An 11,439-nucleotide genomic window follows, 5' to 3' on the forward strand; every position below is an offset into this window, starting at 1 on the left:
CCGAGTCGCGGCCCGATCAAGGCCCGATCAAGGCCCGATCAAGGCCTGATCAAGGCCCGATCAAGACCCGCCGATCAGGCCTTCGTCATCAGCTTTTTCCACCCTTCCAGCCCGAGCTTGTTCATCGTGTCGATGTTCTTCTCGTAAATCTCGGCGGCATCCGGGAACGACTCCACCGCGCGGTCGATGCTGTCTTCACGCAATAGATGCAGGATGGGATACGGCGAGCGGTTGGTGTAGTTCTCGATGTCGTCCGGCTGCGTGTCGGCGAACTGGAATTGCGGATGAAAGGTGGCGACTTGCAGTTCGCCCACCAGACGCATGCGCTTGAGCAGGCGGTCGGACAGGTCTTCGAAGTCGTTGAACTCCATGAAGTCGTCCAGCGCGTCGGGGATGATGAGCAGCGTGGTGTCGATCTTGTCGGGGTCGGTTTCGGCCAGCAGCGCCAGCTCGTCCTGCAGGTCGGTCAGCACGCCCTCGGCGTCGGTGGCGTCGCTGACGGCAAAGCGGATCTGGTCCTTGACCTGCACCGCCTTGGCGAAGGGACAGAGGTTCAGGCCGATCACCGCCTGGTTCAGCCAGTGGCGGGTTTCTGCGACCACGTTGGCGTAGGCGTCGGAAGTGGAAATCATGGAATCAGTCCTGGAAATAGAAAGAGCGCAAGGCCGAAGGCCCCGCGCTCTGCATGGCAAGCGTGCAGGTCAAGCGGCCGGCATGGCGGCCATGGTCTGAGCCACGGCGGCGGTGAGCTTCTTGCCGTACGGCACGTGCAGGAATTCGTTGGGGCCGTGCGCGTTGGACTTGGGACCCAGCACGCCGCACACCATGAACTGCGCCTGCGGGAAGCCCTTTTGCAGGATGCTCATCAGCGGAATCGTGCCGCCCTGGCCGATGTAGCCGCAAGGCGCGCCGTAGTACTGCTGCGAAGCGGCGTCCAGGGCCTGCGTCAGCCACGGCACCGTGGCGGGCGCATTCCAGCCGGTGGCGGCGCCTTCGTTGGCCTTGAAGATGACCTTGGCGTTGTAGGGCGCGTCGGCTTCGAGCAGTTCCTTGATTTCCTGCGAGGCGGCCACCGCGTCCACCAGCGGCGGCAGACGCAGCGACAGCTTGAAGGCGGTGCGCGGGCGCAGCACGTTGCCGGCGCTGGACAGCGGCGGCAAGCCTTCGGCGCCGGTCACGGACAACGTGGGGCGCCACGTGCGGTTCAGCAGCGCCTGTTCAGGTTCAGTGGTCATGGGCAGCACGAAGCCGCCGTCGGCGCCGCAGCTCCAGGGGAAACGGCGCCACACTTCGTCGCCCAGGATGCGCGCAGTGGCGCTGACCTGTTCGATGCGTTCGGCGGGGATTTCGCAGTGCAGGCTTTGCGGCAGCAGGCGGCCGGTGCCGCTGTCTTCCAGGCGGTCCAGCAAGTGACGCAGAATGCGGAACGAGGACGGCACGACGCCGCTGGAGTCGCCGGAATGGACGCCTTCGTCCAGGACCTGGACTTCCAGCGTGCCGGACACCATGCCGCGCAGCGACGTGGTCATCCAGAGCTGGTCGTAGTTGCCGGCGCCGGAATCCAGGCACACCACCAGGGCCACGTTGCCCAGGCGATCGCGCAGCGCGTCGACGTAGGGCAACAGGTCGTAGCTGCCGGATTCTTCACAGGTCTCGACGATGCCGACGCAGCGCGGACGCGGGATGCCTTGCTTGTCCAGCGCCATGATGGCGGTCAGCGAAGCGTACACGGCGTAGCCGTCGTCGGCGCCGCCGCGGCCGTAGAGCTTGCCGTCTTCGTACTTGGGCGTCCACGGACCGAGTCCGGCGCGCCAGCCCGAGAATTCAGGTTGCTTGTCCAGGTGGCCGTAGAGCAACACGGTGTCGCCGTTGTCGCTGCGGGTGGCGGGCGCGTCAAAGAAGATGACGGGCGTGCGGCCCGGCAGGCGCACCACTTCCAGCTTCAGGCCGGAGACCTTCTGCGCTTCGACCCACTGCGCCGCATCGCGCACCACGCGCTCGATGAACGCGTTCTTTTCCCAGTCGGCGTCAAAGGCCGGGCTCTTGGCGGGAATGGCGATGTAGTCGGTCAGCGCGGGGATGATCTCGTTGTCCCACTTGTCGTCCACGAAGTCCTGGAGGGCTTTGGGATCAAGGGTGGGCGGCAATGCGTCTTCGGGGATGCGTGCGTTCATGGCGCTGGCTTCCTGTGTGCGGGAAAGGGGCAAACCGCTATTTTATGCCTGCGCGGGCAAACGGCGTTATTTGGCTGCGTAAGCCTCGATGCGGCTCCACACCTCGCGGGCCAGGGGCTTGGTGTTGCCGACCGACTGGTACAGGCGGATTTCCATATGGATGTCGTTGCGGGCGCCGTCGGCGCGGACCAGCCGGCCGTCACGCAGGTCGGGTTCGACGAGCGTGTGCGGCAGCCAGGCCAGGCCGAAACCCTGGCGCGCCATGGCGTGCAGCGCGTCGGCCAGGTCGGACTCGTAGGTGGTTTGCAGCAGCGGCACCTCGCACAGGCCGCGCAGTTTGTCGTGCAGGATGCGACCCAGCGACATGCTGTCGGCGTAGGCCAGGAAAGGCACGGGCGGGTCGGACGCCAGCTTGGGCACCGCGTACCGGGGGTGACGGCCGCCGGGCGCCACGGGCGCGCTCACGGCCACCAGCTTGTCGGCGCCCACGCGCCGGCAACGGTAATTGGGATTGTCGATCTTGGCGTACAGCGGTTCGTGGGCATGGCACAAAAGGAAATCGACCTCGCCATCCCCCAGCATATCCACGCCGTAATTCAGCGTCGTGGTGATCACCTTCAACTGAAACGCGGGCAGGCTGCGCTGCACGCCGGCCATCAGCCCCGGCAGCACCGAGTGCGCCAGCGTCTTGCCTGATGCGATGGTGATCTTGCGGGCGCGTTCCTGTTCGGGCTTCTGCAGTGCTTCGCGCGTCTCGTGCAGGATGTCCAGCACGTCGATGGCGGCGGCCAGCACGCTGCGGCCGGCGGCGTTCAGCGTGGACACCTGGTGGCCGCGTTCGACCAGCGGCACACCCGCCCAATCCTCAAGCGCCTTGATGCGGCGCCCGAACGCCGGGTGCGTCACGTTGCGCGACTCCGCGGCCTGAAACAGGTTGCGCGACTTCGACAGCGCGACGAAGTCTTCCAGCCATTTGATGTCCATGCGTCTTCTCCTGCCCCGCCCCATGTCTGTCCGGGGCTGGATGCGTGTTGGCCAGCGGCTCATCGGCTGTGCCTTCTCGGCACAACGAGTGCGCATTTTGCACAAGACAGAAACACCTTGCAACTAATATCCCCGCATCCACTCCTGGAAAACCCTATGTCCGACATCCCTGTCCAGCTCAAGTCCATCCGCAGCCATTACCTGGGCGGCGTCGAAGTCGTGGCCGGCGGACTGCCGATGCAGCAGCAAAAGGTGGTTGGCAATGCGTCGCCCCGGCTCATCGACATGAACGGCGGCTACAGCGTCGGCCAGTTGTATGTCCAGGAGTACCGCCTCGCGCAGCCGACGCGGCCTTACCCCGTCCTGCTATGGCATGGCGGCGGCATGACCGGCGCGCAATGGGAAAGCACGCCGGATGGCCGCGACGGCTGGTTGTGGCGCCTGCTGCAGGCCGGCTACGACGTCTTCGTGTCCGACGCGCCGGAACGCGGCCGCGCCTCGTGGGCGATGTTTCCCGAGGTCTACGATTCGGCCCCCATCTTCCGATCCAAGGAAGAAGCGTGGCGGCTGTTCCGCATCGGCCCGGCCTCGGGCTATGCGCCGGCCGGCGAACCGCGCCAGGCGTATCCGGGACAGCAGTTTCCCGTCGAGGCGTTCGACACCTTTTCCAAACAGTTCGTCCCGCGCTGGCTGACGCACGGCGACATGGCGCTGGACGCCTATCGCGCGCTGCTCGACTTCGTGGGCCCTTGCATCCTGGTCGGCCATAGCCAGGGCGGCGGCTTTGTCACGCAGCTGGCGCAGGAATATGCCGCGACCGTGCGCGCCGTCGTGGCCGTCGAACCCACCGGCACCCCGGCCCAGGCCTCCTGTCAGTTGCCCCCGCAACTGCTGGTCTGGGGCGATCACTTCACCGCGGACGACACCTGGCAGCGCTATCGCGCCCAGACGGACGCCTATTGGAACGCCCTGCGCGCGGCCGGACAACGCGCCGACGTGCTGGACCTGCCCGCTGCCGGCATCGCCGGCAACTCGCATTTCTGCATGCTGGATCGCAACAGCGACCACCTTGCCGGATTGATCGTCGATTGGCTCGATCGCAGCCTCGACTAACCTTCTCGTGGAGATACAGATGACCCTGAAGAAAACCACCATCGCCCTGGCGCTCCTGACCGGCGCCACGCTGGCGGCCGGCGCTTCGGCCCAGCAGTCCGACTACCCGAGCAAGCCCATCCGCATGATCGTGCCGTTCGCCCCGGGCGGCACCGCCGACATCATCGGCCGCGTCTTCGCCGCGCAACTGGGCACCGAACTCGGCGTCACGGTGGTGGTCGAGAACAAGGCCGGCGCAGGCGGTTCGATCGGCACGCGCTACGTCGCCGACGCCGCACCCGACGGCTACACCATCCTGCTGGCCTCCTCCAGCACCCACGGCACGAACCCCGCCGTCTACAAGAACCTGACGTACGACGCATCGCAGGATTTCACGGCCATCACGCAACTGGTCACCGTGCCCGGCGTGCTGAGCGTCACCAAGGACTTCCCCGCCGCCGACCTGAACGCGCTGATCGCGCAATCGAAGGCCAATCCGGACAAGTACACGTACGCGTCGTCCGGCGCGGGCGGCCTGGGTAACCTGGCGATGGAACTGATGAAGTCGATGACGGGTTCGCACCTGATGCACATCGCCTACCGCGGCGCGGGCCCCGCTTTCACCGACGTGATCAGCGGCCAGGTGTCGATGATCTGGGAACCGGTGCCGGCCTCGCTGCCCTACATCAAGAGCGGCCAGATCCGCCCGATCGCCATCGCCGCCGACGTGCGTTCGCCGGAACTGCCCGACACGCCGACCTTCAAGGAAGCCGGCCTGACGCGCTACGAAGCCAACGCGTGGAACGGCCTGCTGGCCCCGAAGAACCTGCCGGAAGCCGTGAAGACCAAGCTGCACGACGCCTCGGTCAAGGCGCTGAACACGCCGGAAGTGAAGGCCAAGATGGCCAGCCTGGGCGGCACCGTGGTGGCCGGTTCGTCGGACGCCTTCCAGCAAGTGATCGCCAGCGACGTGAAGAAGTGGAAGAACGTCGCCAACGACGCCAAGATCCAGCTCGACCAGTAATGCGAAAGGCCCCGGCGCGTCATGCGTCGGGGCCTTGCGTGGTACATGCAAGCCGGCCTTCGGGGCCGGCTTTTTATTGGCGCGTAACTTTGGCGGGCGGAATCAGGCGCCGATGAGCGCCGGTTCAGCGCCGCGGTTGTCCAGCGCGGGAGCTTCAGCGTCGATCACCCGGCCGGATTGCAGCTTGAACACCGCAACCGCGTCGCGCAGGCGCTGGGCCTGCGTTTCCAGCGATGCCGCCGAGGCCGCGGCCTCTTCGACCAGCGCCGCGTTCTGCTGCGTCACGCTGTCCATCTGCGACACGGCCTGGTTCACCTGCTCGATGCCCTGCGACTGCTCCTCGGACGCGCTGGAGATCTCGTTGATGATGTCCGCCACGCGGCGCACCGACGTCACGATCTCCTGCATGGTGGCGCCGGCGGCCTCCACCTGGTCCGAACCCACCGAGACCTTCTGCACGGAGTCGTCGATCAGGCCCTTGATCTCCTTGGCGGCGGCGGCGCTGCGCTGCGCCAGCGCGCGCACTTCGCTGGCCACCACGGCGAAACCCTTGCCCTGCTCGCCCGCGCGCGCGGCCTCGACCGCGGCGTTCAGCGCCAGGATGTTGGTCTGGAAGGCAATGCCGTCGATCACGCCGACGATGTCGGAGATGCGATGCGAGCTGTCGGCAATGCCGCGCATCGTGCCGACCACGTCGCCGACCGCCTGGCCGCCGCGCGTGGCGACTTCCGATGCCGCCATCGCCAGTTGCGCCGCGCTGCGCGAGCTGTCGGCATTGTTCTTCACGGTGGAGGACAGTTCGTCCATGCTGGCGGCGGTTTCTTCCAGCGACGCGGCCTGCTGCTCGGTGCGCGAGGACAGGTCGATGTTGCCGGCGGCGATCTCGCGCGAGCCGGTGTGGATCTCTTCCACGCCCAGGCGGACGGCCGACACCGTGCGCGCCAGGCTGTCCTGCATGCGCTTGACGGCGCCGTACAGGACGCCGATCTCGTTGTTGCCGCGCTGCTCGATGCGGTTGGTCAGGTCGCCGCTGGCGATGCGGTCGAACAGGCGCCCGGCTTCATGCAACGGACGGAAGACGGCGCGGCCGAAGACCACATACAGGCCCACGACCAGTGCGGCCACCACGACCAGCAGACAGATCAGGAAGACGATCGCGGTATTGATGCGCGCGGCGGAATCGCGCGCCACGCGCTGGCCGACTTCGTCGGCGAAGTCCACATATTGCTGGTTGGCCTGGGTGAACTTGGTGCCCAGCGGGCTGACCTTTTCCTGATTGATGCGGCCGGCCTCCTTGGCGTCGCCGGCGCGAATGGCGGCGATCATCGGGCCGATGGCCTCGCGCACGTAGACGTCGTAGGCGGCCAGCGCCGCCTCGAACAGAGGCTTGCCCTGCGGCGACGTTTCCGGCAGCTTGCGCGCGGCTTCGATCTGACCGGTGGCCTTAGTGACGTAGCTGTCCATGCGCTGCATGTTGCTGGCCGTCGTGTCCAGGCTCTTGCCTTCGAGCAGCGCGCTATGCGCCGCGAGCAGCACCACGCGGGCGCGCAGCAGGTCCGACGCCGCGTCGTCCAGCGAATTGGCGCGGACCAGGTTGGTGTCCAGCATCACCTCGATCGAGGTGCGGTTGGAGGTCAGTTGCTGGTAGACCGCGATGCCAGTCACCAGAAAGAGTGCAAAGAAGACGGCCAAGGCGGTCGTCAGGATTGCGCGGATACTTAAATTCTTGAACATTGAAAGCCACTCCGGGGGTTGCGTAACGCTTTCCCCTTAACGGCGCAATGCAATGAAAAGTTAAATATTTCACCGGGTTACATGCGTTGAGCGAACCGCGTGGCGGACAGCTTGTGCGCCTGCCGCCAGAGCCCCCCCTTCGGCAGCGGGATCTCGCCGCCGCGGCAAGGCCGTCAACGCAAAACCGCCGCGGACGAGCCGCGGCGGTTTCGGTGGCCAGGGGTTCGGGGCTTAGCCCGAAACGCTTACTTCAGCCAGGCGCGCGCGTTGCGGAAGATGCGCATCCACGGGCTGAACGCACCGCCCGAGTCCGCATTGCCCCACTTCTCGGGCGCCCACGACATCATGACGTTGCGGGTCACGCGTTCCGGGTGCGGCATCATCACCGTGAAGCGGCCGTCGGCCGTGGTGACCGAGGTCAGGCCGCCCGGGCTGCCGTTCGGGTTGAACGGATAGGCTTCGGTGGCTTGGCCATAGTTGTCGATGAAGCGCGCGCCGGCCAGCACGCGGCTGGCGTCGCCCTGCTGCGAGAAGTCGGCAAAGCCTTCGCCATGGGCCACGGCGACCGGCACGCGGGCGCCTTCCATGCCGGCAAAGAAGATGGACGGCGACTTGGCGATTTCCACCATCGACAGACGGGCTTCGTACTTTTCGGACTGGTTGCGCGTGAAGCGCGGCCAGTGCTCGGCGCCCGGGATCATGGGCGCCAGCGCGGCCATCATCTGGCAGCCGTTGCACACACCCAGCGCGAAGGTATCGGGACGCGCGAAGTACGCGGCGAACTGATCCGACAGCTTGCTATTGAAGCGGATGGTGCGCGCCCAGCCTTCGCCGGCGCCCAGCACGTCGCCGTAGCTGAAGCCGCCGACGGCGACCAGGCCCTGCATCTGGGCCAGGTCCAGGCGACCGGACAGAAGGTCGGTCATGTGGACGTCGATGGCCTCGAAGCCCGAGGTATCGAAGGCCCAGGCCATTTCGACCTGGCTGTTGCAGCCCTGCTCGCGCAGGATGGCCACGCGCGGACGCTTGCCGGTATTGATGAACGGCGCGGCCACGTCCTCTTGCGGGTCGAAGGCCACGGTCGGGCTCATGCCCGGATCCTTGGTGTCGTTCCAGACGTCCAGTTCAGCCTGGGCGCACGCGGGATTGTCGCGGCGCGCCATGATGCGGTGCGAGACTTCGGACCATGCGCGGCCAAGATCGGCGCGCGGCTGGCCCCAGACCTTGCGGCCGTCGCGGTAGAACTCGACTTCGTCGGCGCCGTTCAGGCCGCCGATGACGTGCGAGTGGGCCGACAGGCCCGCGCCGCGCAGCACCTGCATGACGGCGTCGCGCTGCGAAGCCGGCACCTGGATGACGGCACCCGCTTCTTCCGAGAACAAGGCCTTGAGCGTCAGTTCGTCGCGCTGCACCGCGACCTGTTCCGGACGGATCTTGTAGTCGCCCCAATCGGCCGACTGCGGATCGAAGGTCAGCATGTCCAGGTTGACCGAGATGCCGGTACGGCCAGCGAAGGCCATTTCGACCAGCGTGGCGAACAGGCCGCCATCGGAACGGTCGTGATAGGACAGGATGGTGCCGGCTTCGGCCAGCGTGCGGATGGTGACGAAGAAGGCGCGCAGGTCTTGCGGCGCGTCGATGTCCGGCACGGTCTGGCCGACCTGGTTGTAGGTCTGCGCCAGGATCGAGCCGCCCATGCGGTGACGGCCGCGGCCCAAGTCGATCAGGATCAGGACGCTGTCGCCGGCGTCGGTGCGCAGTTGCGGCGTCAGGCTGGCGCGGACATCAGCAACGGGTGCGAACGCCGTGATGATCAGCGACACGGGCGCCACGACCTGGCGCTGCTCGCCATCCTGTTCCCAGGAGGTCTTCATGGACAGCGAGTCCTTGCCGACCGGGATGGACAGGCCGGTGGCCTGGCACAACTCGCTGACGGCGGACACGGTGTCGTACAGCGCGGCGTCTTGCCCGGCCACGCCGCAGGCGGCCATCCAGTTGGCCGACAGCTTGATGTCTTCAAGGCGCGCCACGTCGGCGGCGGCCAGGTTGGTCAGGGCTTCGGCCACGGCCATGCGGCCCGAGGCCGGGGCGTCCAGCATGGCGATGGGGGTGCGTTCGCCCATCGACATGGCTTCGCCGCGGAAGCCTTCGTAGTCGGCCAGCGTGACGGCGCAGTCGGCGACAGGCACTTGCCACGGACCGACCATCTGGTCGCGGCTGGACAGACCGCCAACGGTGCGGTCGCCGATGGTGATGAGGAAGGACTTGTTGGCCACGGTGGGGTGGCGCAGCACGCGGTAGGCGGCTTCGGTCAGGTCGATGCCGGCCAGATCCAGCGGCTCGGACACGCCGGGCAGGCGGGTGACGTCGCGCGTCATGCGCGGCGGCTTGCCCAGGATGACGTCGATGGGCACGTCCACGGGGCGCACTTCGGCATCGCCTTGCGGGCGGATCGTGTCCAGGCCGGGCAGGCCTTCGCCGTCCACCACGCGCAGCTGGCGCTCTTCGGTGGCCACGCCCACCACCGCGTACGGGCAGCGTTCGCGGCGGGCGATGGCGTCAAAGCGTTCGAGGTCTTGCGGGAGGATCGACAGGACGTAGCGTTCCTGCGATTCGTTGCTCCAGATTTCGGCGGGCGACAGGCCCGATTCTTCGAGAGGCACGCGCTTCAGGTCAAAGATGGCGCCGCGGCCGGCGTCGTTGACCAGTTCGGGGAATGCGTTGGACAGGCCGCCCGCGCCCACGTCGTGGATCGCGATGATGGGGTTGTTTTCGGCCTGTTGCCAGCAGCGGTCGATGACCTCTTGGGCGCGGCGTTCGATTTCGGGGTTGCCGCGCTGGACGGAGTCGAAGTCCAGTTCAGCCGAGTTGCTGCCCATGCTGATGCTGGAGGCGGCGCCGCCGCCCATGCCGATGCGGAAGCCCGGGCCGCCCAATTGGATCAGCAGCGCGCCGGGGGGAATCACATCCTTGTGCGTGAGGCCGGCGTCGATGCTGCCCAGGCCGCCCGCGATCATGATGGGCTTGTGATAGCCCCAGCGCGTGCCGCCGGCGGTCTGCTCGAACGAGCGGAAATAACCCAGCAGGTTGGGACGGCCGAATTCGTTGTTGAACGCGGCGCCGCCGATGGGGCCGTCGATCATGATGGACAGCGGCGAAGCGATGCGGTCCGGCAGGCCGTGGTGGTCGGCTTCCCAGGGTTGCAGTGCGTCGTCAAAGCGCAGGTGCGACACGGTGAAGCCCGTGAGGCCCGCCTTGGGCTTGGAGCCGCGGCCGGTGGCGCCTTCGTCGCGGATTTCGCCGCCGTTGCCGGTGGACGCACCGGGGAACGGGGCGATGGCGGTCGGGTGGTTGTGCGTTTCCACCTTCATGAGCGTATGCACGGTGGTGTCGCGGCGGATGTACTTGGCGCTGTCGGCGCCCTGGCCTGCCAGGCCCGGCACGCCGGCCTGGAAGCGCTGCGCAGGGCCGCCTTCCATGATGGCGGCGTTGTCCGAGTACGCGACGACGGTGCCTTGCGGCTGCGCCTTGTGCGTGGCGCGGATCATGCCGAACAGCGTGTTGGGCTGCGACTGGCCGTCGATGACCCATTCGGCGTTGAAGATCTTGTGGCGGCAGTGTTCGCTGTTGGCCTGCGCGAACATCATCAGCTCGACGTCGGTGGGATCGCGGCCCAGGTCGGTGAAGGACTTGGCCAGGTATTCGATCTCGTCGTCGGACAGGGCCAGGCCCAGCGTGGTGTTGGCTTCGACCAGCGCATCGGCGCCGCGCGTCTGGACGTCGACCGTGCGCATGGGCTTGCCGGCCAGCGGCTGGAACAGCGCTTGGCCGTCGAAGCTGGCGTCCACCACGGTTTCGGTCATGCGGTCGTGCAGGCAGTCGGCCGCGCGCGCCAGCATGGCTTCGTCGAGCGACTTGGCGCCGAGCAGGCCGCGTTCGGGCGTAATGACATAGCGCACGCCGCGTTCAATGCGATGCACCGACGACAGGCCGCAGTTGTGGGCGATGTCCGTGGCCTTGCTGGCCCAGGGGGAGATCGTGCCGAGGCGCGGGATGACCAGCAGCGAGACGCTCTTGGCGGGCGCGTCACCCGTGGCGGGCGTACCGTAGTCGAGCAGTTGCGACAGTTGCTGCTGCTGTTCGGCCGTCAGGGCGGCGTCGGTGCTGACGAAGTGCTCGTAGCGGGCGGATATGTCGGCCACCGGCAGGCCGGCTTCCTTCAATTGCGCCAGAAGGCGATCACGTCGAAAGGAGGACAGGACGGAGGAACCAGGCAGATGCTGAACTAGGGACACGATGCGGGCGCCGTATAAAGAGGGTGCAAAGCAGGGATTTTACCCGTTTAAGGGGTTTTCCCGGAGCCGAAGTTCGTGGCGCGTTCCAGCGGTCCGATTTGGCCATTGTTACAAAAGAATTCCGCACACCGCGCAC

The 11,439-nt window shown here is 66.8% G+C and carries 7 protein-coding genes; 2 read left to right on the top strand and 5 right to left on the bottom strand.

The features are described from left to right. Window positions 1-74: 74 nt before the first annotated feature. The 3 genes from AB3147_RS16195 to AB3147_RS16205 form a co-directional block, all read right to left on the bottom strand. Window positions 75-632: a DUF1415 domain-containing protein gene (locus AB3147_RS16195; protein ID WP_175121149.1), complete on the bottom strand. Its 558-nt coding sequence runs from the start codon at window positions 630-632 to the stop codon at window positions 75-77. 69 nt (window positions 633-701) lie between these two features. Further along, window positions 702-2,174, bottom strand: a complete 1,473-nt coding sequence (locus AB3147_RS16200; RefSeq protein WP_062841085.1) for a M20 family metallopeptidase — start codon at window positions 2,172-2,174, stop codon at window positions 702-704. A gap of 66 nt (window positions 2,175-2,240) precedes the next feature. After that, window positions 2,241-3,158, bottom strand: coding sequence for a LysR family transcriptional regulator (locus AB3147_RS16205; RefSeq protein WP_367352423.1), 918 nt, complete (start codon window positions 3,156-3,158; stop codon window positions 2,241-2,243). 156 nt (window positions 3,159-3,314) lie between these two features. On the opposite strand from AB3147_RS16205, the gene AB3147_RS16210 reads away from it, so the two are divergent. Continuing rightward, complete coding sequence (locus AB3147_RS16210) at window positions 3,315-4,271, top strand: alpha/beta fold hydrolase (protein ID WP_367352424.1); 957 nt, start codon at window positions 3,315-3,317, stop codon at window positions 4,269-4,271. A 19-nt stretch (window positions 4,272-4,290) separates the two neighbouring features. Beyond that, window positions 4,291-5,274: a Bug family tripartite tricarboxylate transporter substrate binding protein gene (locus AB3147_RS16215; protein ID WP_175121146.1), complete on the top strand. Its 984-nt coding sequence runs from the start codon at window positions 4,291-4,293 to the stop codon at window positions 5,272-5,274. 102 nt (window positions 5,275-5,376) lie between these two features. On the opposite strand, the gene AB3147_RS16220 is transcribed toward AB3147_RS16215, so the two are convergent. After that, entirely contained in the window at window positions 5,377-7,008 is a 1,632-nt protein-coding gene (locus tag AB3147_RS16220; protein WP_175121145.1) for a methyl-accepting chemotaxis protein, read from the bottom strand. Between the two features lie 245 nt (window positions 7,009-7,253). Then, a complete protein-coding gene (gene purL / locus AB3147_RS16225; protein WP_175136178.1) occupies window positions 7,254-11,303 on the bottom strand; it encodes a phosphoribosylformylglycinamidine synthase in 4,050 nt (1,349 codons plus the stop codon). Window positions 11,304-11,439: the final 136 nt, after the last annotated feature.

The organism is Achromobacter animicus (genome assembly GCF_040775605.1).
GTDB classification, from domain to species: Bacteria; Pseudomonadota; Gammaproteobacteria; order Burkholderiales; family Burkholderiaceae_B; genus Achromobacter; species Achromobacter animicus.

Excerpts from the sequence above, each read along its gene's own strand:
- AB3147_RS16195 (WP_175121149.1), bottom strand. The coding sequence starts at position 632 with ATGATTTCCACTTCCGACGCCTACGCCAACGTGGTCGCAGAAACCCGC.
- AB3147_RS16200 (WP_062841085.1), bottom strand. The coding sequence starts at position 2,174 with ATGAACGCACGCATCCCCGAAGACGCATTGCCGCCCACCCTTGATCCC.
- AB3147_RS16205 (WP_367352423.1), bottom strand. The coding sequence starts at position 3,158 with ATGGACATCAAATGGCTGGAAGACTTCGTCGCGCTGTCGAAGTCGCGC.
- AB3147_RS16210 (WP_367352424.1), top strand. The coding sequence starts at position 3,315 with ATGTCCGACATCCCTGTCCAGCTCAAGTCCATCCGCAGCCATTACCTG.
- AB3147_RS16215 (WP_175121146.1), top strand. The coding sequence starts at position 4,291 with ATGACCCTGAAGAAAACCACCATCGCCCTGGCGCTCCTGACCGGCGCC.
- AB3147_RS16220 (WP_175121145.1), bottom strand. The coding sequence starts at position 7,008 with ATGTTCAAGAATTTAAGTATCCGCGCAATCCTGACGACCGCCTTGGCC.